Source organism: Enorma phocaeensis (assembly GCF_900186505.1).
GTDB lineage: Bacteria > Actinomycetota > Coriobacteriia > Coriobacteriales > Coriobacteriaceae > Enorma > Enorma phocaeensis.
Genome location: NZ_LT891969.1, coordinates 529,479 through 553,859, shown reverse-complemented (window position 1 = coordinate 553,859; position 24,381 = coordinate 529,479). Strand labels below are relative to the sequence as shown.

Annotated in this window: 24 protein-coding genes; 23 read left to right on the top strand and 1 reads right to left on the bottom strand. The window is 62.4% G+C overall.

Annotated elements, in window-relative coordinates:
* The first annotated feature begins 133 nt into the window (after positions 1–133).
* From C1717_RS05445 to rpsT, 11 genes are all read left to right on the top strand, one after another.
* Positions 134–925 carry a dihydroorotate dehydrogenase electron transfer subunit gene (locus C1717_RS05445; RefSeq protein ID WP_102372177.1) on the top strand — a complete coding sequence of 264 codons (792 nt, stop codon included), beginning with the start codon at positions 134–136 and terminating at the stop codon, positions 923–925.
* On the top strand, positions 925–1,848 hold the full coding sequence (locus C1717_RS05440; protein ID WP_102372176.1) for a dihydroorotate dehydrogenase: 924 nt from the start codon (positions 925–927) through the stop codon (positions 1,846–1,848). The genes C1717_RS05445 and C1717_RS05440 overlap by 1 nt, the downstream gene beginning before the upstream one ends.
* Entirely contained in the window at positions 1,842–2,570 is a 729-nt protein-coding gene (pyrF, locus tag C1717_RS05435; protein WP_102372175.1) for an orotidine-5'-phosphate decarboxylase, read from the top strand. Before C1717_RS05440 ends, pyrF begins: the two co-directional genes overlap by 7 nt.
* Positions 2,571–2,772: 202 nt before the next feature.
* The gene (gene mihF, locus C1717_RS05430; RefSeq protein ID WP_102372174.1) at positions 2,773–3,081 is read left to right on the top strand and encodes an integration host factor, actinobacterial type; all 309 of its coding nucleotides are present in this window, start codon (positions 2,773–2,775) and stop codon (positions 3,079–3,081) included.
* Positions 3,082–3,651 (top strand): guanylate kinase, encoded by a 570-nt coding sequence (gene gmk / locus C1717_RS05425; protein WP_102372173.1) that lies wholly within the window; start codon positions 3,082–3,084, stop codon positions 3,649–3,651.
* Positions 3,652–3,656: 5 nt separating this feature from the next.
* Positions 3,657–3,944: a DNA-directed RNA polymerase subunit omega gene (locus tag C1717_RS05420; protein ID WP_102372172.1), complete on the top strand. Its 288-nt coding sequence runs from the start codon at positions 3,657–3,659 to the stop codon at positions 3,942–3,944.
* Positions 3,945–5,195, top strand: coding sequence for a tRNA uracil 4-sulfurtransferase ThiI (thiI, locus tag C1717_RS05415; RefSeq protein WP_102372171.1), 1,251 nt, complete (start codon positions 3,945–3,947; stop codon positions 5,193–5,195).
* 261 nt (positions 5,196–5,456) lie between these two features.
* Positions 5,457–6,227, top strand: coding sequence for a ComEA family DNA-binding protein (locus C1717_RS05405; protein ID WP_180965847.1), 771 nt, complete (start codon positions 5,457–5,459; stop codon positions 6,225–6,227).
* A 185-nt stretch (positions 6,228–6,412) separates the two neighbouring features.
* Positions 6,413–8,623, top strand: a complete 2,211-nt coding sequence (locus tag C1717_RS05400) for a DNA internalization-related competence protein ComEC/Rec2 (protein ID WP_180965846.1) — start codon at positions 6,413–6,415, stop codon at positions 8,621–8,623.
* 79 nt (positions 8,624–8,702) lie between these two features.
* The gene (gene holA, locus C1717_RS05395) at positions 8,703–9,659 is read left to right on the top strand and encodes a DNA polymerase III subunit delta (protein WP_102372167.1); all 957 of its coding nucleotides are present in this window, start codon (positions 8,703–8,705) and stop codon (positions 9,657–9,659) included.
* Between the two features lie 243 nt (positions 9,660–9,902).
* On the top strand, positions 9,903–10,166 hold the full coding sequence (rpsT, locus tag C1717_RS05390) for a 30S ribosomal protein S20 (RefSeq protein WP_102372166.1): 264 nt from the start codon (positions 9,903–9,905) through the stop codon (positions 10,164–10,166).
* Between the two features lie 368 nt (positions 10,167–10,534).
* Here rpsT and C1717_RS05385 read toward each other — a convergent pair whose 3' ends face one another.
* Positions 10,535–11,641 (bottom strand): IS110 family RNA-guided transposase, encoded by a 1,107-nt coding sequence (locus C1717_RS05385; protein ID WP_102371612.1) that lies wholly within the window; start codon positions 11,639–11,641, stop codon positions 10,535–10,537.
* A 145-nt stretch (positions 11,642–11,786) separates the two neighbouring features.
* Here C1717_RS05385 and lepA point away from each other — a divergent pair, with 145 nt between their 5' ends.
* The 12 genes from lepA (at position 11,787) to rpsO (ending at position 24,245) form a co-directional block, all read left to right on the top strand.
* Positions 11,787–13,595 carry a translation elongation factor 4 gene (lepA, locus tag C1717_RS05380; protein ID WP_102372335.1) on the top strand — a complete coding sequence of 603 codons (1,809 nt, stop codon included), beginning with the start codon at positions 11,787–11,789 and terminating at the stop codon, positions 13,593–13,595.
* A gap of 118 nt (positions 13,596–13,713) precedes the next feature.
* A complete protein-coding gene (gene dusB / locus C1717_RS05375; protein ID WP_102372165.1) occupies positions 13,714–14,730 on the top strand; it encodes a tRNA dihydrouridine synthase DusB in 1,017 nt (338 codons plus the stop codon).
* A gap of 250 nt (positions 14,731–14,980) precedes the next feature.
* Positions 14,981–16,162: a radical SAM family heme chaperone HemW gene (hemW, locus tag C1717_RS05370; protein WP_102372164.1), complete on the top strand. Its 1,182-nt coding sequence runs from the start codon at positions 14,981–14,983 to the stop codon at positions 16,160–16,162.
* 146 nt (positions 16,163–16,308) lie between these two features.
* On the top strand, positions 16,309–17,421 hold the full coding sequence (locus C1717_RS05365) for a DnaJ domain-containing protein (protein WP_245859491.1): 1,113 nt from the start codon (positions 16,309–16,311) through the stop codon (positions 17,419–17,421).
* A 175-nt stretch (positions 17,422–17,596) separates the two neighbouring features.
* The gene (gene dnaJ / locus C1717_RS05360; protein ID WP_102372163.1) at positions 17,597–18,742 is read left to right on the top strand and encodes a molecular chaperone DnaJ; all 1,146 of its coding nucleotides are present in this window, start codon (positions 17,597–17,599) and stop codon (positions 18,740–18,742) included.
* 39 nt (positions 18,743–18,781) lie between these two features.
* On the top strand, positions 18,782–20,074 hold the full coding sequence (locus C1717_RS05355; RefSeq protein ID WP_102372162.1) for a MiaB/RimO family radical SAM methylthiotransferase: 1,293 nt from the start codon (positions 18,782–18,784) through the stop codon (positions 20,072–20,074).
* A complete protein-coding gene (locus tag C1717_RS05350) occupies positions 20,074–21,078 on the top strand; it encodes a PhoH family protein (protein WP_102372161.1) in 1,005 nt (334 codons plus the stop codon). Before C1717_RS05355 ends, C1717_RS05350 begins: the two co-directional genes overlap by 1 nt.
* Position 21,079: 1 nt before the next feature.
* Positions 21,080–21,592 carry an rRNA maturation RNase YbeY gene (gene ybeY / locus C1717_RS05345; RefSeq protein WP_102372160.1) on the top strand — a complete coding sequence of 171 codons (513 nt, stop codon included), beginning with the start codon at positions 21,080–21,082 and terminating at the stop codon, positions 21,590–21,592.
* Positions 21,593–21,600: 8 nt separating this feature from the next.
* Positions 21,601–21,978, top strand: coding sequence for a diacylglycerol kinase family protein (locus C1717_RS05340; protein WP_102372159.1), 378 nt, complete (start codon positions 21,601–21,603; stop codon positions 21,976–21,978).
* An 11-nt stretch (positions 21,979–21,989) separates the two neighbouring features.
* Positions 21,990–22,982 carry a GTPase Era gene (gene era, locus C1717_RS05335; protein ID WP_102372158.1) on the top strand — a complete coding sequence of 331 codons (993 nt, stop codon included), beginning with the start codon at positions 21,990–21,992 and terminating at the stop codon, positions 22,980–22,982.
* A 48-nt stretch (positions 22,983–23,030) separates the two neighbouring features.
* Positions 23,031–23,789, top strand: coding sequence for a DNA repair protein RecO (gene recO / locus C1717_RS05330; RefSeq protein WP_102372157.1), 759 nt, complete (start codon positions 23,031–23,033; stop codon positions 23,787–23,789).
* A gap of 177 nt (positions 23,790–23,966) precedes the next feature.
* Positions 23,967–24,245 (top strand): 30S ribosomal protein S15, encoded by a 279-nt coding sequence (gene rpsO, locus C1717_RS05325; RefSeq protein WP_102372156.1) that lies wholly within the window; start codon positions 23,967–23,969, stop codon positions 24,243–24,245.
* The last annotated feature ends 136 nt before the right edge of the window (positions 24,246–24,381 follow it).

Here is a 24,381-nt window from a genome sequence, read left to right as displayed (position 1 = left end):
CGCGCTTACCGCTGAGGGCGGGCGCAGTCGCCTTCGGGCGCGCGCCCGCTCTCGTGTTTGGATAGCATGTGCAGCGTCCTCGCCTGTGAGACAATGAGGGCGCATCTGAGGTAACAGCATGATCGGAGGGACAATGCCAACTCCTTCACCGGCCAGGGTCCATGAGTTCGAGGTGGTGCTGAACGAGCCCATCGCCGACGGCGTTTACGCGCTCGTTCTCCATGCGCCTGCACTCGCTGCGGCTCTTAAGCCCGGGCAGTTCGTCAATATTGCCGTACCTGGCAACGCCATGTCGCTTCTGCGCATCCCCTTGAGCTACGCTTCGGCCGACGCCGATGCCGGGACCGTCGAGATCTGGTATGCCGTGGTGGGCGAGGGGACTGAACGCCTTTCCCAGATGAAGCCCGGGGATACCTCTGACCTCTTGGGACCTGGCGGACATGGGTGGACCGTGCCCGAAGATTGCCAGCGCGCCCTTCTCGTTGCCGGTGGCATTGGGGTGCCGCCGGTGCTCTGCCTTGCCCGAGAGCTTGCCGCGCGCGGCGTGGCCTTCGACGTGTGTCTGGGCGCAGCCAGCGGTTCGTGCATGGTCGGAGTCGAGGACTTCGAGGCGCTCGGAGCCGGCGAGGTTCGCGTCTGCACCGATGACGGCAGCGCGGGCTATCACGGCTTTTGCACCGACCCAGCGGCTGAGTTGCTTGCTTCGGGCTCCTATGGGTACGTGGTGACCTGCGGCCCTGAGCCTATGATGGCCAAAGTTGCCAACGCCTCCGCTGAGGCGGGTGTCTACTGCGAGGCTTCGCTTGAGCGCATGATGAGCTGCGGCTTCGGAGCCTGCTCGACGTGCGCCGTCGAGACCACGAGCGGCATGAAGGGCGCCTGCATGTGTGGTCCGGTCTTTGATGCGAAGGAGGTTGTGTGGTAATGGGCAAGGTATCCATGGACGTCGATTTTGCCGGCATCCACCTCAAGAACCCTATCAACACGGCTGCTGGGACGTTCGGCCAGGGCTGGCAGTTCTCGAATTTCATCGATGTCTCACGCTTGGGCGCCATTACCACCAAGGGCTGCGCGGCCGAGCCATGGCCGGGCAACCCTAAGCCCCGCATGGCGGAGGTCCCCGGTGGCATGATGAACTCAGTGGGCCTGCAGAATCCGGGTGTCCGCGCTTTTGCCGAGGAATCCGGTCCCTATCTTGCCGACCTCACCGATAAGGGCACGGCGGTCATCTGCCAGGTCGCCGGTCATTCCGTCGAGGAGTACGTTGCCGCTCTGGAGCTTTTTGATGAGCTGTGTCCCTGGGCTGCCGCCTTCGAGATCAATGTGAGCTGCCCCAACATCGCATGCGGCGGCGCGGCTATGGGGTCCACGCCTGAAGGTGCTGCCGAGGTCATGCGCGCCTGTCGCCCGGTGACCAAGAAGCCGCTTCTGGTCAAGATGGCCCCCGTGCGCCTGCCCGAGATCGCCCGAGCTCTTGAGGCTGAGGGAGCTGATGGCCTCACGGTGATCAACTCGATTCCGGGCATGGCCATCGACGTACGCACGCGTCGTTCGAAGATCTCACGGCCGACGGGCGGCCTGTCAGGCCCCTTGCTCCATCCGATCGCCGTGCGCATGGTGTGGGAGGTCTGCCAGGCTGTGGACATCCCGGTATGCGGCGTCGGCGGCGTCATGACGGGAGAGGATGCTGCTGAGTTCATCCTTGCTGGTGCAACGTCCGTTGCGGTCGGCATGGCCAGCTTCGTCGATCCCGCTGCGAGCGTTCGCATTCTAGAGGAGCTCGAGGCATGGGCGGAATCCCAGGGAGTCAAGAGCATAACTGAACTGATCGGAGCGTTCGAATGCTAGATATCGAGGCGCGCGAGCGCACCATCGTCGCAATCGATTGCGGTCGAGAGGAAGCACTTGACCTTGCCGGCTCGCTGAGTGGGCATGCCTCATGGCTGAAAGTCGGCATGACGTTGTACTACGGCGAGGGGCCCTCCATCGTCCGAGAATTCAAGGATCGCGGGTTCAAGGTCTTCCTCGACCTCAAGATCCATGACATTCCGCATCAGGTCCGCGGTGCGGCGCGCTCTGCAGCGCTCGCTGGGGCAGACCTCTTGTCGGTTCATGGTTGCGGTGGGGCGGCGATGCTTGCTGCCGCTCGGAACGGGGTTGACGAGGCCTCTCAGACGAGCGGTCTCGAACGCGCAAGGCTCGTTGCCATCACGGTGCTCACCAGTATGGATCAAGCTGCCCTCGCCCAGGTGGGCGTCGAAGATCCCATTGCCGAGCAGGCAGCGCGCCTCGCCCTTCTTGCGAGTTCTAACGGCATCGACGGCATCGTCTGCTCGCCTCAAGAGGCACGCTCCATGCGTGAACTTTTGGGTGAGGACGCCCTCATCGTCACTCCGGGCGTGCGACCGGCTGGAGCGGAGCTCGGTGACCAAAGCAGGGTCGCGACTCCTGCTGCGGCAATCGATGCCGGTGCGAGCCATCTGGTGATCGGCAGGCCCATTACCAGCGCTTCCGACCCGGTGGCAGCTTATGAGGCCATCGTGGCGGAATTGACGGCCGCGCAATCCTAGGGGTACCCGTCAAGGCTCTCACGTGCGAAAACTTCAAGGGCGTTCTGTGAATTACCCGTCATAGCCTGCACAATTGTTCGCTACGTGCTTGAACTTTGAAACCGTATCGACTAACCTAGTACGGCAGCTAGGTGCAGGAAACATCGTTTCCTAAGCTAGAATGCTTGTTTTGGTAGTATCCACAGTAAATTTGGAGGTTCTAATGGCGCTTCCTCAGCTCACCGATGAGCAGCGCAAGCAGGCTCTCGAGAAGGCCGCTGCCGCCCGCCACGCCCGTGCGGAGCTTCGTGAGAAGATCAAGAAGGGTGAGGTTTCCCTCGAGTCCGTTCTCAACTCCGATGATCCGATCGCTTCCCGCATGAAGGTTTCCACCCTCATCGAGTCGCTTCCCGGCTATGGCAAGGCCAAGGCCGCCAAGATCATGGACGAGCTGGGCATCTCCGCCACCCGTCGCGTTCAGGGCCTCGGTGTCCGTCAGCGCGAGCAGCTCCTCGAGGCCCTGACCAAGTAAGTGGCCTGCTTCGAGCCAAAGCTTTTCGTTATCTCCGGACCGTCAGGTGTGGGCAAGGGGACTCTGGTCGCGCGTGTTCGCGAATCACTTCCCAGCTTGGGCCTGACGGTTTCGGCTACCACGCGAAACCCGCGTGAGGGTGAGATAGATGGCGTGAGCTACCACTTCATGTCCCATGACGAGTTCATGCGACGCGTCGAGGCTGGGGAATTCGTCGAGTGGGCGCATGTCCACGGCAACTGCTACGGCACGTTGCGTAGCGAAGTGGACCGCAACCTCAAAGCAGGCTCCTCGCTCATTCTGGAGATCGACGTCCAGGGCGCGTTCCAAGTGCGCGAGAGCATCCCCGAGGCCGTGCTCGTTTTCATCATGCCCCCTTCGCTTGATGTGCTCCGAGAGCGGTTGTCTAAGCGCGGCACCGAGACGCCTCAATCGCTTGAGCTTCGTCTTGCAAACGCTGAACGTGAACTCGCGTTTGCCGATCGCTACGACGAAGTGGTGATCAACGACGATCTTGACCGAGCATGTGCTGAGCTCCTCACCATCATCGAGAATCATGAAAGGAACTGAGTTCCGTGTCTGTAATTAAGCCCCCTATCGACGATCTGCTCGAGAAGACCGATAACAACCGGTTCCTTCTCGCAGCGCTCTCCTCTAAGCGTGCATGCGACATCACCAACATGCTTCGTGGTCAGCACTCCCGTGTGCTGCAGGTTCAGGAGATCGACGACATCACCATCGCCCTTTCTGGTAAGGACACCATCTCCATGGCTATGGAGGAGATCGTCGACGGTGATATCTCCTATGACCACGACAGCTACGAGGCTGCCCTCGGTCATACCAAGGCCGTTGGTACCGAGTAGATGGGAAGTCGCGTCTGCCTGGTCCATTACCACGAGGTAGGACTCAAGGGCAAGAACCGCGCTCACTTCGAGCGCATCCTCATGGATACGATCAAGGCGGCCTGTGCCGCCTTTTCACTTGCTACCTGCGTGAGGATTTCCGGCCATATTCTCGTCACCTTCTCGCGTTCTGGCGATGCGGAGCGCGCCTTTGAAGTCATCCGGCGCGTTCCGGGTGTCGCTCGCGTCTCGCTTGCATTCCATACTAATCGCGATCCTGCGGAGTACCATCGCGCCGCTGTCGCCGCACTTGGCGAGTTCGGCCCCTTTGAGACCTTCAAAGTTGCCGCCAAGCGCTCCAATACGGATTACCCCATCGGGTCCATGGAGCTAAATGCCCAGGTCGGAGAGGCACTTTGCGAGGCGTACCCGGATAAGCAGGTCCGCATGCATCATCCTGATGCGATCGTGCACGTGCTCGTTGCCCAGGGTAGCGTCTATGTATACGCTCGTTCCGAGCGGGGCGTGGGTGGACTTCCGGTGGGCAGCGCGGGCAAGGTCGTGACGCTGCTCTCTTCGGGCATAGATTCCCCGGTGGCAACCTGGATGCTCGCGCGCCGCGGCGCCGTCTGCGTGCCCGTGCACTTCTCGGGTCGTCCGCAGACGGCAGATACCAGCGAATACCTTTGCCAGGACATCATCGGTGCCCTGGCGCCTGCCGTGCAAATCGGCCGACTGTACGTCGTGCCGTTCGGCGACGCCCAGCGCGAGATATCGCTTTCTTGTCCGAGCAGCCTTCGCGTCATCATGTATCGACGCATCATGTATGCCGTTGCGGAGCGCATCGCCCGCATCGAGGGGGCGAAGGCGCTCGTCACCGGCGAGTCGCTCGGCCAGGTTGCTTCTCAGACCCTCGAGAACATCGCTGCGGTAAACGAGATGGTGTCTCTTCCCGTGCTCAGGCCCCTGATCGGTTCGGACAAGCAGGAGATCATAGCTCGTGCCCAGGAGATCGGCACCTATGACATCTCATGCGAGACCGCGCCCGATTGCTGCACGCTCTTCATGCCGCGTTCCCCCGAGACGCACGCGCGCCTCGATGCCGTCCATGAGGCTTGGGATGCTTTCGATCACGACGCCATGATCGAGGAGCTTGTTCGAAACGTCGAGTACATCGACTTCGACAGTTCGTCCTATAAGCCCCCTCGCGCTCTGTGCGAACGTCATGAAGCGCTGATTCAGCGAACGGTCGATGACGCTCCGCTTTCGTAGCATGAGCGGACGTTGTGCGATTTATTTCGCAGCGGCCTGATGATTCGGGCTGCATGGCATCATTCGAGAAATGCATCGAAACAATCTTGCGAGCTGCGGGTTAGCCGCAGCTCGTCCTGTATGTTGCGCTGTTGCGTATAGCGCATGCTCCCGGCGGTGAGATAAGGGAAAGATATCCGTTGGATGTCGTTCAAGGAATTCGATCCATAGCGGTGGCTGCCCATTTTCTGCTTCATCATGCAAGCAAGGAAGGGGGCGACCATGGTTCAGCTAACTCGCAAGTCTAAACAAGGTTCCTGGATCGTGCGGATGATGACCATCGCTCGTCAGCATCCCGGCTTCATGATCGCGGGTGCGATTGTTGCGGTGCTGGCGTTGTCTGCTTTGCTCTTAGGGTTTTGCTCAGCGCGGGGCGAGACGTTTTCCATCGAGCGATCTGGGGTCGGATCTTCTGCTGGCGAGATCGGTTCAAATGCGGAGGGTATCGAACGAGGGGATGGAACCGGGGCTGAGGCCTCTGGCAGAGGAGAGCATGGCGGGGGAGTCGGCACTGGCTCGACAAGCGACGAGCATTCTGCGAGCGGTGCGTCGGAGGCGCCGCTCGTCATAGACGTCGACGGCGCAGTCGTTGCTCCGGGTGTTGTGGAGGTTCCTGCGGGGTCGCGCGTCGCCGATGCAATAGAGGCGGCGGGAGGCCTCGCTGAGGATGCTGATGTCTCAGGCATTAACCGAGCGGCTCCGCTCGTCGATGGAGAGAAGGTTTATGTACCCCGGGTCGGCGAGGCCGCGCCGGCCCCTGCAGGTGCCTCCTCAGCATCTGATGGTGACGAGGAGTCGATTTCACCGGTGAACATCAATACAGCCAGCCTATCCGAACTCGATGAGCTTCCCGGGGTCGGACCGGCGACTGCTCAGGCGATCATCGATGATCGTGAGGAAAACGGACCCTTCGCTTCCATCGAGGACATCATGCGCGTGAGCGGTATCGGCGAGAAGAAGTTCGAAAACCTCGCCCCCTATATCTGCGTATGAGCGCGGTCGAGATGGAAGCGAGAGGTTCTAACGTTCCGTCATTCGACCATGCTGAGCGCTCGAAGCTGCCGCCGCGTCCCTATATACCTCCGTCTTTCGCAGGAGCGCTCGTATGCTGCATATCGGCGGGAGCGTCCATCGAGACGGGCTGGAGGGCTTACCTCGCAAGCGACGCCTCTCGCCCGGTGGCGACGCAAGCCCTTATCGCACTTGCGCCATTGGTCCTCCTGTCTATTTGTGGCGTGATCGCGCTGCTCGTCACAGCCGCGTTCATCGCCCGAAGCGGGGAGCCCGCCGCCCTTCGCAGCGTCATCTCGTTATTACGCTGGATCGCGATCGGTCTCGCTGCGGGCACCCTGGCGGGAGGTGCGAGCGCTCTGAGGCGCGCTCGGTCCTTCGATGGTCTCGATGCCGCTGCGAGCGCGTATCGCTTCGAGGTGTTGGGGGATGCGCGCATATCGGCCTACGGTGCTTCGATGAGCGCTGTTGCTAAAGACGTGGACGGTTCGCCAATAGCGAAGGTTGCGCTTTCTGCAGACAGCGCTTATGAGGCGGATACCGTGCTGGAGGTCGTAGGGCGCATCTTCTCCCTCGAGGATGATCGGTGGGATCGGGCTTCGTTCATGGCTGGCGAGGTCGCACGCGTGCAGGTGGTTACCGTCCGCGAACAGCGGGAGGGGGCTACAAGCCCCATCGACTGGATGCGTGCGCGTGCGCTCGATGCGATCGATCCTGTCCGCAGCCCGGCGCGAGCGCTCGTTGCCGGAATCGTCTGCGGTAGAACCACCGAGCTCAACGCTTGCGTGGAGACCGAAGCCTTTTCGGATACGGGGACCACGCATCTCATCGCGGTTTCAGGAAGCCACCTTGCGCTCATCTCCGCGCTCGTCATCGCTTGCGTAAGGCGCCTCCGCGTCGGGCCCGTTCCGCGGACTGCGGTTCTTCTGGTGCTCATGGCTTCCTATGTCGGATTCACCGGAGCCGAACCCTCCGCTACCCGGTCATTCTGCATGGTTGCAATGGCGCTTGCCTCTACGCTGGGCGGTAGGAGGGGCCATGGTATATCCGCGCTATCGTTGGCTGCGATGGTGCTTATCGTGGTGGATGCGGGCGTCGTTTTCGATCTCGGCTTCCAGCTTTCGGCATTAAGCGTCCTGTTCATCCAGGTGTTCAGTGGCTACATGACAAGCTTGCTGGAGGCTGTCCGCGTACCACGGGCGGTAGGGGAAGCCTTGGCGCTCACGCTGTGCGCGCAATGGGCGACTCTTCCGGTGACCCTTCCTGTGTTCGAAGAGCTTTCCCTCGTAGCCCCGCTTGCGAACTTCGTGTTGGGGCCGATTATGAGCGCTCTGCTCGTCGCTGGCGTCGCAGCCGTCTTCGTGCAGCTCGCGTTCCCGGTGCTCGCTCCGATTCTCTTGATTCCGGAGGCTCTCGCAAATCTATCGTTCTTCATCGCAGGGCTCATGTCTCAGCTCCCTTGGGCATCTTTGTATGTGAGCGCCCCGTCGCTGCTCGCCCCAGCTTGCTATGGAATCGCCTGCGTCGTATATGCCGTTTGGGGGTCTCCGCATCCCATGGCGCTTGGCGCTGTGGTGTTGGTCGCCCTGTCTCTCGTCGCGGTGCCGCTGGTACGCTCGCGATGGTTCGCTCCTGCGGAAATCATCGTTATGGACGTCGGTCAGGCAGATGCCATCCTTCTGCGAGAGGGAAGCCGAGCGCTCCTTGTTGACTCGGGCGTCGACGGGGATGTCGTTAGGGCGCTGCTACGTCATGGCGTCTTGCACCTTGACGCAGTTGTGATCACCCATTGGGACAGCGATCATTATGGCGGTTTGGACGAGCTGCTCGGGACCATAGCTGTGGATCGGCTCATCGTTGCCGATGGAGCCCTTGCGGGCATGCCTCCCGAGATTCGCTCTCTTGATCTTCCTGATGCTGTTGAGGTCGGTTATGGCGACCGGTTCGTAGTCGGAGGCTTCGATTGCCGAGTCGTATGGCCGCAAGAGCCAGTTGACGGCGATGGCAACGAGGCATCCCTTGTGCTCGATGTGTCGTACGAGTTGCAAGGCAGGTCGCTTGACATGCTGCTCACGGGTGATAGCGAGGCGACGGAAGCGTCTCGGTACGCAGCCGATGTGGGACCGGTCGATGTCCTCAAGGTTGGCCACCATGGTTCGGCGGAGTCGGTCGATGCCGAGATGCTCGGCATACTCGCCCCCGAACTCGCCGTGGCCAGTGCGGGGGAGGGCAACCGCTACGGTCATCCGTCTGAGGAATGCATCGATGCCCTTGAAGCAGCCGGCGTCCCGTTCCTGTGCACCATTGATGCGGGGGATGTGTCCATCTCGCCTGAAGAAGGAGGTTTCACGGTGGCTACCTCGCGCGGGGGCGGGTAGAATACTCGGGAACTAAAGACTGCGAAAGGCATGGTGCCGTCCGCTGTCTATTCTATGATCGGTATTGGAGGTCAGACGCATGGCGGCTGCATCGCTACTCGCGGGCTATCTGGTTGTCGGGACCGATGAAGTCAAGCGCGATGCCGCTGTTGAGCGTCTCAAAGGCAGGCTCGCCTCAAGCGGCATGCTCGATTTCAACTTCGACGAGCGCGACATGCGCAAGGACCAAGAAGTTGACGATGTGCTGTCATCTCTGAATACCTATCCCATGGGCACCGATTTCAGGCTGGTTGTCCTTACCGGTTGCGACCGCATGCCCAAGCAGCTCTCTGAGGCGTTGGTCTCGTACTTTGCCGATCCAGCGCCTACCACGGTGTGCCTTGTCGTCGCTGATGCGCTTGCCAAGAATACCCGGCTGTACAAAGCGATCGCAAAGCTCGGCGATAAAGCCGTCATCGACTGCGCCCCCAAGAAGCGCTGGGAGCTTCCCAAGCAGGTGCAGGGCATGGCAAGGCGCTATGGGGTAGAGATCACCCTTTCCGCTTCCGAGGCGCTCGTCGCTCGCGCGGGCACCTCCACCAGGATGCTCGATAACGAGCTTAAGAGGCTCGCCTCGTTGGTTTCCGGCGGCAGGATCGATGTCGAGGATGTCGAGCGGAATGTCATGCGCACGGCCGAGGTCCAACCTTGGGACTTCCTCGACGCGCTTTCGGCTCGCGAGCTACCGCGTGCGCTCGAGCTCTACCGGTGCTTTCCGGCTCATAGCGAGGTCCGCATCTACTCATTGATGGTCGCGCGCATCCGCGAGCTGATCGTCGCCAAAGCACTCGACGCCCGTGGGCGGGGGCGTGAGCTCGCCCAGACGCTTGGCGTCAAGGACTGGCAGGTCAAGAATCATATTCGTTGGGCGCGCCGGTTCAAGATGGAGCGTCTGGTCGATGCGCTGCACGAGGCGGTGGAGGTCGAGCGCGCGCTTAAGGGCTCGAGTGATTCCGACCTCGCTATGGTGCGCTGGATCGCGCACATAGCCGGGTGACGTTTCGGGTTTTCTGGTAAGATGCGCACGAGATAGCGCTTGATGCGGTTTGATGCCCGGGCATTCACGCGGAGGACGCGCTCGGCATGTACCGAGGTCTTGCCGATCACGATAATCGGCATGATTTCACAAGGTCACCACTTCACCTACCTCATACATCGTGCTAGACTACATTTTTGTGTGACCTCACCGTGTCTCAGAGGCCGGATAGTTGATAGCTATCTATTGAAAGGAACTGCACCAGTGGCAAACATCAAGTCGCAGAAGAAGCGCATCCGCACGAATGAGAAGGCGCGCATCCGCAACCGCGCCGTGCGCTCCGAGCTCAAGACGCTCATCAAGCACGTTCACGAGGCCGTCGAGGAGGGCAACGCTGAGGCTGCTAAGACCGCCGCGAGCCGTGCCTACAAGCGCCTCGATCAGGCTGCTGCCAAGGGCATCATCCACAAGAACCAGGCTTCCAACCGCAAGTCCGGCGTTCAGAAGCTCGTAAACACCCTGAACTAACCCACACAGGGATATTGCATTTTCGGGGCCTCTACTCGGGGCCCTTTTCTAATATGAGCTGAACATTGTCAAGAGGCAAAACCGGCCCGACCGCCCGCGGAGCTACCGCGACCGGTCGGGCCTACCTATCTTCACCCGGGGGCGCCGCCGCTTGAGGGCGTGTCTGTTCGACGCACGTTCGGCATTCTAATATCCGCGCGTGGCCTCGTCGGCTGCGCATTTCGTTGCTACGGCTGGGGGCCTCGGCCGAAGTCTGTATGGCGGGCGTGGCGGTTCCCCGCTGCCCATAAAAAGAGACTCGAGTGGCCTCCCAACGGCCTCGAACGCGGCGGGCCCCGGGGTCGGACCCTGTTTCGCTCGGGCGGCCGCTACTCCGCGGCCATCCTCGCTATCGCCCAGGCCCAGCACGCCATCTCGCGCGCGGTGGCGCAGTTGGCGACGACGGGGCGCTTGCCGGCCCCCGCCATCGCCTCCCTGCGGTCGATGAGCCTGCGGTTGCACTTCGTCGCGTGCCTCCTCACCGCGGGGGCGACCTCCTGGCCCGGGGCGAGCGGCTTCGGGTCGCGCGAGGACATCGGCACGTGCCAGGCGGCCTCGACGAGGGCGGAGCGCACGTGGGCGTTGCCCGCCCGCGTGATCCCGCCCTTCGACGACGTCTCACCGCTCGAGTGCTCCGAGGGCGTGAGGCCGCACCACGACGCGAAGGACGGGGCGGTGGGGAAGCGGGAGAAGTCGCCCGCCTCGCAGGCGAGCAGGAACGCCGTGGCGACGTCGAAGCCCTTCACGCACCTGAGGGCGTCGACGACGGGCCTCCACTCCGGCCTCCCGGCCGACTCGGCGACCTTCCCCGCCAGCTCGTCGCGCGCCTCCTGGCAGCGCCTCACGCAGTCGCGGTAGTGCTCGTAGGCGGCGGCGTCATCGGGCTCGTCGAACTCGATCGCGTCGGCCCACTTCCAGTACGCGCGCGTCCAGTTGCCCCTCCTGCGCCCGGTCGGCGTCGACTCGTCGAAGACGTGGCCGTGGCGCAGCAGGAACTTCGACATCCGCTGCTTGGCGCGCTGGAGGTCGTCGCGCGCGTCGGCGAGGGCCCGCGACAGGTCGCGGGCGGCCTCGGTGCGCTCGTCGGGGACCCACACCTCGACGACGTTCCTGGTCGCGAGCAGGCGCGCCAGGAACTCGGCGTCGCGCCTGTCGGTCTTCCTGCCCCTGTCGGCGGCGGGCCGCTGCATCTTGGAGACGGCGCCCACGACGCAGTCCAGGCCGAGCGCGCGCAGGGCGCGGCAGAGGTGGAAGCCGGTGACCCCGGACTCGTAGACGGCCCTCGGGGACTCGAAGCCGAGCGCCCACTCGGCGACCGCCGCCGGGTCGTAGCCGAACGAGGCCCGCTCGGCCTCGCCTGTCATCGGGTTCAGGGCGAAGGCCTTGATGCTGCGGGCGTGGACGTCGAGACCGATGGCTGTGACATAATGGGACATGGCCCCTCCTCTGTCGTATGTGGCGCGCGGCCACGGTTGCGGGATACGACCATTGTCGCCCGACCCACGGACCTGCGACAGGAGGAGGGGCTCAATGTTCAGCTCATATCGTCTTTACGCGCGCGGATTGGATACAATACGCCCCATGGACACCTTTGATACCTCACATATCCGCAACTTCTCGATCGTCGCCCACATCGACCATGGGAAGTCGACCATATCGGACCGCATCCTCGAGCTTACGAACACGGTCGAGGAGCGCGATATGGAGTCCCAGCTGCTCGACACCATGGACATCGAGCGCGAGCGCGGCATCACCATCAAGTCGAACGCCGTGCGGGTGATGTACACCGCCGACGACGGCGAGACCTACCAGTTCAACCTCATTGACACCCCGGGCCATGTCGACTTCACCTACGAGGTCTCGCGCTCGCTCGCCGCCTGCGAGGGCGCGGTGCTCGTCGTGGACGCCACGCAGGGCGTCGAGGCGCAGACGGTCTCGAACGCGAACCTCGCGATGAACGCCGACCTCGACATCGTCCCCGCGATCAACAAGATCGACCTGCCCTCGGCCCATCCCGAGGAGGTCAAGATCGAGATTGAGGACGAGCTCGCTATCCCCGCTGACGACGCCGTGTGCGTGTCGGGCAAGACCGGCGAGGGCATCCACGACCTCCTCGAGGCGATCGTGTTCCTCATCTCGCCTCCCGCAGGCGACGCGGACGCCCCGCTCAAGGCGCTCATCCTTGATTCCTACTTCGATGAGTATCGCGGCGTGGTTGCCACGGTGCGCGTCATCGACGGGCGCATTCGCAAGGGCGACCAGCTCGTTATGATGCAGAAGGGCCACGGCTTCCTCGTAGACGGCGTCGGCGTCAAGCGCCCTGCCGAGACCTTGGTGGATGAGCTCGCGGTTGGCGAGGTTGGCTTCGTGGTCACGGGCCTTAAGGATCCCGAGGCCGTGCACGTGGGCGATACGCTCACGTATCGCGACCGTCCCTGCGCGGAGCCCCTGCCCGGGTACCGCGAGGCGAAGCCGATGGTATACACCGGCATCTTCCCGATCGATAACAAGGACTACGAGAATCTGCGAGATGCGCTTGAAAAGCTTCGGGTGAACGACCCGTCGCTCATATGGACCCCTGAGACCTCTGTTGCGCTCGGCTTCGGTTTCCGCGTAGGTTTCTTGGGACTCCTTCATATGGAGGTCGTTAAGGAGCGTCTCGAGCGCGAATTCGACCTCGACCTCATCGCGACGAGTCCCAGCGTGGACTACCACGTGTTCAAAACCGATGGTGAGATGCTGTGCGTGCGCAGCCCCCAAGATCTTCCGGATGTCACGCGGATCGATCACATCGAGGAGCCGTTCCTCAAGGCTAAGGTAATCGTGCCGCCCGAGTATACCGGTGCGGTGATGCAGCTCTCCATCGAGCACCGCGGCGTCATGACCGACATGGTGCATCTCTCGCAGAAGTCCGTGGAGATGCGCTTCGACATCCCGCTCGCCGAGCTCATCCTCGACTTCTTCGACCAGCTCAAGAGCCGAACGAAGGGCTATGCCTCGCTCGACTACGACTTCGCCGACTACCGCACGAGCGAGCTCGTGAAGCTCGACATTCTGCTTTCCGGCGACGAGGTCGACGCGCTGTCGTTCATCGTCCACAAGGACAAGGCCTATGCACTCGCGCGCGGTCTTTGCGACAAGCTCAAGGAGATCATCCCGCGGCAGCTCTTCGAGGTGCCCATCCAGGGCGCGATCGGCAACAAGATCATCGCCCGCTCGACGGTGAAGGCCCGGCGCAAGGACGTGCTCGCCAAGTGCTACGGCGGCGACATCTCGCGCAAGCGCAAGCTCCTCGAGAAGCAGAAGGAGGGCAAGAAGCGCATGAAGGCCATCGGTTCGGTCGAGGTGCCGCAGGAGGCCTTCCTCGCCATCCTCAAGGTCGAGGACTAGGGCATCTCGATCCGCCGGGTCGCTACCTGCAGGCACCGGCATCGCATGAGCGTCAAAACGCGTCGATGTGGGCGAGAGTTTGACGGTCGTGCGATGCCTTCATGGAACTGGTTTACCTATGAGCTCATTTGCCGAACAGCTTCGCTCGTTCTACAGCGAGCACCCCTTCATCATGGCGCCCATGGCGGGCGTCACCGACGGCGCCTACCGCGTCATGATGCGCCGGCACGGCGCGCCCCTCGCGTACAGCGAGATGGTGAGCGTCGCGGGGCTCCACTACGCGAGCGAGCGCACCTGGGAGCTTGTCCTGCCGGCCGCGGAGGAGCCCTTGATCGCCGTGCAGCTTTTCGGCAGCAAGCCCGAGCAGTTCGCCGAGGCCGTCGAGGCGGTCGAGGAGCGCGTGGGCGACAGGCTCGCGCTCATCGACATCAACATGGCGTGCCCCGCGCGCAAGGTCATCACGAAGGGGGAGGGATCGGCCCTCATGGACGACCCGCTCACCGCCGAGCGCATCGTGCGCGCCGCGGTCTCGCGCGCCCACGTGCCCGTGACCGTGAAGATCCGCACCGGCTTCCATAGCGGCGAGCGCGTGGCGCCCGCCTTCGCCGAGATGCTCGAGGGGGCCGGCGCCGCCGCCGTGGCCGTGCACGGCAGGACCGCCAAGCAGCTCTACACCGGCACCGCCGACTGGACGGTCATCGACGAGGTGGCGCATGCCGTCGCGATCCCGGTCGTCGGGTCGGGCGACGTGTTCACGGCCGCGGACGCCGCGCGCATGCTCGGCGAGACGGCCGCGAGCGCGGTCTTCATCGCGCGCGGGTCCTACGGCAACCCCTGGATCTTCCGTGACGCGCGGGCGCTCGCGCTCGAGGGGACGCCCGTGCCGGAGCACGATGCGCGGGAGCGCTTGACTGCGCTTCGCGAGCACCTGGCGCTCACGCACGAGCTCGTGCCCCGTGCGATGGCGCGCGCCCGCACGTACGCCACGTGGTACCTGAAGGGCCTACCTCACGCGGCGACCTGGCGCGGCAAAGTGGTTAGGTGCAGCGCGTATGAGGAGTTCTGCGCGCTGGTCGACGAGATCGAGCACGATGTAGAGCATGATACGGAGCAGCGAGCCTCTGCGGCAAGCTAGCTAGAGGACTAACGGCAGTCTGCCTCGGAATTGCTTCTCGTTAGGGCGATGCGCGAGACCTGTTCGACGAGATGGTTCGCGCTGGGTAGCGAGCACCGCTCGGCTTGCGGGAAGCACGGTGAAGACTGCCGTTTGGCTTGCGGGAAATCCGGCGGCGACCACCGCCAAGACGCGCGAGTTTTACCGATTCCTGCGGATATTCGAAAGTTCGCCTATCATGGCGGTTGTAGCATCTGAACAAAGGCCGGACATGCCCATAGAAGCCCTCTACATCCATATACCTTTCTGCCATGCAAAATGCTCTTATTGCGATTTCGATTCGCGTGCGTGCAATGGGATTTCGCTTGAACGCGCGGCGAGCGTCTACCTCGATCGCCTGTGCAATCGCCTTGACTCCTTTGGCGCAGCGGGAGCGTTTGCGCATGTAGCCACGGTATACATCGGTGGAGGTACTCCTACGGTGCTCGGTTCTCGCCTTCCTTGGCTGGTGAAACGCGTTCGCGAGTGGTGCGATCCCGTCGAGTTCACAGTCGAGGCGAACCCCGAGTCTTTCGATGCCCCGCTGGCCGGCGAGCTCGCCTGTTCCGGTGTAACCAGGGTCTCGATCGGCGTCCAGAGCTTTGTTGACGATGAGTTGCGTGCAATAGGCAGATTGCATGATACGCCGAGCGCTCGTGCAGCAATAGAAGCTGCGCTGAGCAGCGGACTTGACACCTCATGTGATCTCATGTGCGGCCTGCCCGGTCAGACGCTGGCGAGCTGGAATCACTCGCTCGACGTCGCCATCGCTTGCGCTCCCGGGCATGTATCCGTCTACCCTTTGACCATAGAGGAAGGCACGCCGCTCGCTCGCCGCGCCGAGGCCGATCCGACCCTCGATCCAGACGAAGACTTCCAAGCTGAGTGCATGGAGCTGGCAGGGGACCGGCTCTTGCATGCCGGGTTTGAGCGCTACGAAGTTGCAAGCTACGCCAAGCCTGGAAAGATATGCCGGCACAATTGCGCTTACTGGACCGGTGCGAGCTACCTTGGGATCGGCAGATCCGCTGCGAGCATGGTTGCAGCGGATGAGCTCCGCATGTTCGCAAATCTGTTTGGAATGAGTGAATCCGATGGAGGAGCCGCGCGCATTCGCTTGGTGCAGAAAGATGATGAAGCTACGCGCTTCGAGCTCGAATGCCTTGGCGCGCGAGAGGCCATGGCCGAGGACCTCATGCTCGCGATGCGTATGACTGCGGGAGCGCCTGTCACGCTGCTCGAACAGGCAAGGGATGTCATCGGTAAAGTTCGGGTCGATGAAGCCATAGCTCGGGCATTACATCAGGGGCTCGCAGCGATCGATAGCGTCACCGGCGCCTTGCAACCCACTGAGCGCGGCTGGCTTTTGGGTAACGAGCTCTATGGGCTCATGTGGGATTTGGCTAGCTCGTAATCAGGTGAGTCCTCTTTCATGTAGAGCGATGAGGTCTCCTTGTTGACAGTTATGGCGGACCCGTTCGATTACGATATCAGGTATGAGAGCGGCCCCAGTTCGGTACAATACGTATGCTCGCGACTAGCAGGAGGTATTCCCGCCCCATGGCAGGCATGAACGAGAAAGACTATTACGCGATCCTCGGTGTATCCAAGGACGCGACCGCGAAAGAGATCCAGAAAGCCTTTCAGCAGAAGGCTCGCAAGCTGCACCCCGATGTCAACAAGGAACCGGATGCGGAGGAGCGCTTCAAGGAGGTTTCCGAGGCCTATGCCGTCCTTTCGGACGAGCAGAAGCGCGCCCGGTATGATGCCATGCGCTCTGGTAATCCGTATGCCGCCTACTCGGGTGCCCCACGCCAAAACCCCTATGCCGGTTCTTCGAGCGGGTTCTATACCAGCGGCTTTGGTGGATTCCCCTTTGGCGGCGTGTGGAGTTCGCAGCGTACGCGCGGCCGCGGTGGCCAGGCGTTCAACCCCGAGGAAGGTGCGGACATCATGGTCGATGTCGACCTCTCTCCCGAGGAGGTTCGCTCCGGCGCCCGTAAAGCAGTGAAGTATCGCAGGTACGAGCCTTGCGACCAATGCCATGGCTCGGGTTCGGTCTCGTCCGAGCATGCGCATACGTGTCCGAGCTGCGGAGGCACGGGCGCCATGGACGTGGATATGTCCTTCTTGTTCGGTGCCGGGGTCTTCCAAATGGTGTGCCCGGAATGCGGCGGGTCGGGCAAGGTCATCAACGACCCCTGCCCCCAGTGCGCAGGATCGGGCCGCAACCAGGTCATCTCGGAGGCGGTTGTCGAGTTTCCCGCGGGGTCGCACGATGGCACCTTGGTTCGCATCAAGGGCCTAGGCAACGCGGGGACCAACGGGGCCGCAGCCGGCGACCTTGTGGGGCGGGCACGCGTCGCGGCCGAACGCTTGGGCGACCGGGCCCGTCAGGGCTTCCGCATGGTCGGGTTCGCGCTGCCCTTCATCATCTTGGGCATCGTCGTTCCTTCTTTCAGGCTGCTTGCGCTCGTCTCCCTCATTCCTTTGGTGATGGGCGTCATGGCGGCGGGTCAAGAAGCGCTTTCCCATCGATCGCTCACGTGGTGGAAGCGCGGCGCCACGCACGTCGTTAACGGTTTCGCAAACGCCGTGTTCTACGCGATCCTGCTTGGCTGGCTATCGAGCTGCATGATGTATCCGCGCATGATGCCGTTTGGATATTGGTAGGGGCGCTCTTCTGCAATAATCAATGTCGCAAGCGTTATCAATGCGCGCCGCGCAGCGGCTTGAGGCTGGTTCTGAGTGGTTTAATGCCACGTTGATAGGGGTACTATGTTCCACGGTCGGCGCTTGTCGGCCAGTATGAGATGACGTACATCATCATGGGGGGAAGGTTTCCAACGTGCCGGGTTCGAAGGATTACTACGAGGTGCTGGGTGTCGATCGCGATGCCGACCAGCGAACCATAAAGCGGGCGTTTCTCAAGAAGGCGCGCAAGGTGCACCCGGATGTTTCTGACGATCCTGACGCCGAAGAGAAGTTCAAGGAGCTGAACAAGGCCTATTCGGTCCTCTCCGATGAGCAGAAGCGCGCCAACTATGATCGGTTCGGCACTGCCGAGGGCATGGGCGGCCAAGGATACGTCGATTTTAGCGATATCTTCGGTGGCATGGGGATGGACGACATCTTCTCCTCGTTCTTCGGAGGAGGCATGGGGCGCCAAGGCTCGAATCGCTCGGCGCACCGTCGTGGCCGCGATATGGCGGTCACGCTCACCATCACCCTTGAAGAAGCGGCGCTCGGCTGCAAGAAGACCGTTACGTACGACCGCCTCGCTCCGTGCGAGGACTGCCATGGCACGGGTGCGGCAGAGGGCGCGCACGAGAAGACCTGCGAGCGCTGCCATGGCACGGGCTTCGTCACATCGGTCCAGCGCTCCATCTTCGGGCAGTTCCAGTCCTCCTCACCGTGCCCAGACTGCAACGGCGAGGGCACGGTCATCGACCATCCTTGCGATATGTGCGGTGGCCAAGGCAGGACGCCTAATCATGAGAAGATCGACATTCAGATTCCTGCGGGCATCGCCTCTGGGCGCCAGCTGCGCGTCCGGGACTATGGTGAGGCGGGGTACCGAGGTGAGTCCTCCGGTGACTTGCTGGTAACCGTGGCAATCGAGGAGCATGACCGTTTCCAGCGCTCGGGTGATGATCTCATTTGCGATATCAGCGTCTCAATCGCTCAAGCGGCGCTTGGCTGTACCATCGAGGTTGCCGGCATCATGCCCGATGAGACGATCGCCTTCACGGTCCCCGCGGGAACGCAGTACGGCGATTCGGTTGAAGCTCCGGGCATGGGAATGCCTGCCGTTGGAGGCTCCGGCCGCGGACGGGCCATCGCACGGGTCCGCGTCGAGGTTCCGCGCAAGCTCAGCGGCGAGGCGCGCTCGCTGCTCGAACGCTATGCGGATGAGATGGGCGAGGACTACTCTCGCGGTCGCCGCACCATGGGCGACCGTATCCGGGATGCCATCGACGACATCCTCGACTAGCGCAACCTACCAACCTTCACCGCTTCAAGAGAGGGTAACGTGGCCAATCCCTTTGTCTCCGTCATCAACCTCGGTTGCCGTGTGAACCGCGTCGAGTCAGACCATATCGAACGGGAGCTTGAGCGGGAGGGCTTTCGCTTAGTCGAGCCCGACGAGGCCGAACTCATCATCGTCAACACCTGCGCTGTGACTGGCGAGGCGGAATCCAAGACCCGCAAGGCTGTTCGACACGCGCTCAACCGGGCTCGCTCTCCTTGGGTGATAGCTACGGGATGCGCAGCGAACCTGCACCCTGATGCCCTGCGCGAGCTCTCAGAACGCGTGCGGGTCGAATCTTCCAAGGTGAACATCGTTTCCCGTGCGGCGGAGCTTCTCGGACTCACATTCGACGGCAAGGATGCCGGCGTTGGGAGCGCCCGTTTCAGGCAGGCGCGCGTGGGCGTTAAGATCCAAGACGGCTGCAATAACAGGTGCACGTACTGCATAGTATGGAAGGCACGCGGCCCGGAGCGCTCCGTGCCCGTAGATGCCGTGCTCGACCAGGTTCGCGCCGTCGAGAGAGCGGGGCTGCCCGAGGTCGTCCTAACCGGCGTGAACCTTGGTGCCTACGACGGAGCGGGTCCCGGCGACGAGCATGTGGAGATCGACGAGTTGCTCGGCATCATCCTGCGTGAGACCCGGATACCTCAGATCAGGCTCTCGTCTATCGAGCCGATGGACGTGAGCGAGCGCCTTATCGAAGCCATGGCGGCCTCGGAGGGGCGTGTCGCCCCGTACCTCCATCTGCCCCTCCAATCGGGATGCACCCGCACCCTCGAGCGCATGGGCAGGCCGTATACGGGAGAGTCGTTCGAAGACCTTTGCCGAACCATCAGGGAGCGGGTTCCCAACGTATCGCTCTCATGCGATCTGATCGTCGGCTTTCCCGGCGAGAGCGATGCCGACTTCGAAGAGTCCCTCGCGCTCTGCGACCGCGTCGGGTTCTCGCGCATGCACGTGTTCAGGTACAGCCCCCGACCGGGAACAATTGCCTGCGATATGCCCGATCAGGTCGACCCGCGCGTCAAGGAGCAGCGGAGCCGGCAGGCGCGTGAACTCGCTGTCGAGCTTGGTCGCCGAGATGCCCTTTTCCGAATAGGCAGCGTAGAGCGCGTTGTCATAGAGCGCGGCACGCGGGGGACCACGGCGTCGTTCCATGCCATCGACGTGAAGGGTGCCCATGGCTTGGCGCCCGCGCTCGTCGACGTTGCTATCATGGGTATTGAAGAGGGCGGATCCCTTATCGGAGAGCTCAATGAGGGCGGTGCCCTTGGTGCTGTGAAAGGGGCATGATGGACACAGCTAGCGTTAAGCTGGGTATTCCGGACGGGGTTGACGAGGCCCGCATCGTTGGGGGCGGAGATTCGGTTCTTCGCGCGATCGAGGGGCTTACGACCGCGCGCATCGTGGTGCGAGGCGGGCAGGTCTCCATCAAAGGCTCCTCAGAAGAGGTCGAGATCCTCACGAGGCTGTTCACCTATCTCTTTCGAGAGGTGCGCGATGGTGGAGCGCCAACCGAGGACGAAGTCGTGCGCGCGCTGCAGACGCTGCGCGAGAGCGTTATGGACATCTCCGGTTTTCGCGACGATATCCTGCTTACCTTTCGGGGCAAGGCGATCCGCCCTAAAACGGTCGGCCAGAAGCGCTACATCGACGCCATCCGCTCCAACACGGTGACCTTCTGCCTGGGCCCCGCCGGTACCGGTAAGACCTATCTTGCCATGGCGATGGCCGTGGCAGCACTCAAGCGCCATGAGGTGGGCCGCATCGTGCTCACGCGCCCGGTGGTCGAGGCGGGGGAGAACCTGGGCTTTTTGCCCGGAACGCTGCAAGAGAAGATCGACCCCTACGTGCGCCCGCTCTTCGATGCACTCTTCGACATGACCGATATGGAGCGCGGAAACCAGCTCATCGAGGACGGCATCATCGAGATCGCACCGCTCGCCTACATGCGCGGTCGCACGCTGAATGACGCCTTCGTCGTGCTCGACGAGGCGCAGAACACAACTCCCGAGCAGATGAAGATGTTCTTGACGCGACTTGGTTTCAACTCGAAGTTCATCGTTACCGGTGATATGACGCAGCGCGATCTCATGGGTCGCAAAGGCGGCCTAACCGATATCGAGGAGATCCTTGCTGGCGTGCGGGATGTCGCGTTCATTCACCTCGATCGCGCCGACGTGGTGCGCCATGCCCTCGTAGGGCGCATCGTCGAGGCTTATGATGCCTACGACCGAGCACGTGAAGCCTCGGCTTCTTCGCGCAACAGCGACCGCGGGCAAAAGGCGGTGAGGTAGCATGGGCGTCCTGGTATCTTTCGAGGAGGGTGTCGAGCGCCTGCTTGACGCGCGGGAGGTCGAGGAGATCTGCGCAGCGGTCCTTGCCGCAGAGGGCATCGACCGTCCGGTCGAGGTTTCGGTATCGTTCATCGGGGATGAGCAGATGCGCGAGCTCAACGCAACCTGGCGCGGTATCGATGCCCCTACCGATGTCCTCTCATTTGAATGCGATGCGCCGGATGACCCTGGATTACAACCGGATGAGGTGGTAGAACTCGGCGACATCATGCTCGCGCCGATGGTTATCGCTCGTCAGGCTCCTGGGTTCAAGACCACGGCTGTCGATGAATGCCGGCTCATGCTCGTCCACGGCATGTTGCATCTTCTTGGCTATGACCACCTGGTGGAAGACGAGGCGCTCGCGATGGAGGCACGCGAGCTCGAGATTTTGCGTGCTCTCGCGTCGGCGCGCGGTGATGACCCCAGCAGCGTCGTCATCGGCCCCACGACACGTCACGAGGATGAAGGGTAGGGAAGTCCATGATCCCCGGGTCCAACAAGGAGCACCCCACGTTCCTGCGATCGTTCGCTTATGCGTTCGAGGGCTTTAAGACGGCGGTCGCCACAGAGCGCAACATAAAGGTTCAGCTCTGCGTGGGTGCAGCTGCCGTCGTCGCGGGCATCGTCCTTAGGATCGATGCCCTCTCGTGGGTACTCATCACGCTCTGCATAGGGCTCGTGATCTTCGGCGAGCTCGTGAACACTTCGATCGAGGCTATCGTAGACCTCGCCACCCAGGAGCTTCACCCGCTCGCTAAGCGGGCGAAGGATATCGCTGCAGCGAGCGTCTTCACCCTCTCCGTGACGGCTGCCATCGTTGGCCTCATCGTGTTCATCCGTGCATTCACCCTGCTTTAGAGGAGGAAGCTATGACCGATACCATCGAGCACGATCCGTTCGCCGACCTTACCGACGAGGAGCTCGATGCCCTTGTTGAGACCGTCCCTGCGGATGAGCCACTCGAGGCGGGAAGTGCCTTGCGCAGCGGCTTCGTCGCGCTTGTAGGCAGGCCCAACGCCGGTAAATCTACCCTCATGAACGCCTGCATGGGCACGAAGATGGCCATCACCTCTCCGGTGGCGCAGACCACTCGACGCCGTATGTGCGGCGTCGTGCGCCGCGAAGGCCTCCAGATCGTCTTCGTGGATACTCCGGGCATCCATAAGCCTCAGGACTCGCTCGGCAGCGAGCTCAACAAGAGCGCGCTCTCCGAGCTCGATGACGTAGACGTGCTGTGCTTTTTGATCGATGCGTCGAAGCCCGTGGGCAAGGGTGACGCCTGGATCGCCGAGCGCATCGCCAAGAGCTCTGCCAAGCGCATCCTCGTCCTCACCAAGGCAGATCTCGCATCGCCGGAACTCGTTGCCAAGCAGGTCGATGCGGCGCGCGCGCTCATCGATTTCGACGATGTCATCGTGCTCTCGGCGACAGAGGGCTTCAACGTCGATGCGTTCATCGATCTGGTTGCAAGCTACCTGCCAGAAGGCCCCGAATGGTTCCCTGAGGGCATGGCGACCGACATACCCGATGAGACCGTCGTCGCGGAGTTCGTGCGTGAGAAGGTGCTTCTGCGCACGCGCGAGGAGGTGCCGCACTCCGTTGGCGTCGTCTGCGACGAGTTCGAGCGCAAGCGCGGCCTGCTTAGGCTCCACTGCACCATCTACGTCGAGCGCGACGGACAGAAAGGGATCATCATCGGCAAGAAGGGTGCGCTGCTCAAGGCAATCGGCATCGATGCTCGGCGCGATCTGGAGCAGATCTTCGGCTGCCGCATCTTCCTCGAGCTCGACGTGCGCGTGCAGAAGAACTGGCGCACCGACGTGCGCGAGATCAGGCGCTTGGGCTACAGCGCCGATGACTAGAGCCGGGATACTGTATCGTTGGGCACTTTAGGGGAATGAGCGGGTTGCGTGGCGGCAAGTAGGACTTATCGCACGAGGGCGATCGTTCTCAGTAAGACGAAGCTCAAGGAGACCGACCTCATCTACACGCTGCTCGACGAGGGAGGGCGCGAGGTGCGTGCGGTCGGCAAGGGCGCGCGCAAGCCTGGAAGCCGGCTTGCCGCCCGGTGCGAGATCGGCTGCGAGGTCGATCTGCTCCTTGCTCGGGGCAGGTCGCTCGATGTGATCGCTGAAGCGCGGCTGCTTGCAGCCCCGCTTGGCTCCGCGCCTACCTTGGAGCTCCTTTCAGCTACGAGCGCGATAGCAGATGTATGCCGCGCCTGCATCTTCGAGGATGCCGAGGATCCCTTCGTGTTCGCGATCACGGCGCGCACTCTCGAGGTGCTCGGCGGCATGGGAGGCGAGCAGGACGGCCCGCACCAGGACCTCCTCGTGGCGGCATACATCATGAAGCTTCTCGCGCATGTCGGTTACCGGCCCGATTACCGCGGGTGCGTGTTCTGTGGAGACGCTGACGTCACGTACTTCTCAGCCACCGCGGGCGGGCTGCTTTGCGCCTCCTGTGCGTCGAGCGTCGCCGGTGCCGAGGCGGTCGATGCTACGGTCGTCGGTTGGCTGCGCTCGCTCATGACGCTCAAACTCGACGAGCTCGCTGCTGCCCCCATCGAGCCTATGACGGCGACCTTCCTACTCGCGCTCGCGCATGTATGGGCCGCAACGCACCTCGACGTGCGCCTGCGCGGCCTCGAGTTCATGCTCGGCGTGTAGATATCCTGCACGGAGTCCACGTGCAGCCGATGCCTTGGTCTAGCCATGCAACTTGTGCAGGTTACGAGGATATTCCGAGTTGTGGTACCATATCGAGCTGTTGGTTTACCCGCACTTGGCGGCTCGCTGCACCGGCGGCCCCCCAGTGCCGGGCGGATACGAGAGAAAGGTGTTGACATGACCGTATCCAAGGAGCGCAAGGCGGAGCTCACCGTCGAGTTCGGCAAGAACGCCCAGGACACCGGCAACCCCAAGGTCCAGGTTGCCATCGCCACCGAGCGCATCCGCGAGCTCACCGAGCACATGAAGACCCACCCGAAGGACTTCCACACCCGTCGCGGTCTTCTCATGATCGTCGGTCGCCGTCGTCGTCTTCTGTCCTACATCAAGAAGAACGACATCGTCGAGTACCGTGAACTCATCGCGAAGCTCGGCATCCGCGACAACATCCAGTAGGTTGTGCATGTAGGAGCCCCGCGATGGGGCTCCTTTTCATGTGAGGACCGAAAGATCGGTCCTACACCGCCCGGCTGGGATCGCCGGGCACGATGAAGCCCGTACACAACGGGGTGTACGGAGATGAAGGAGAGAA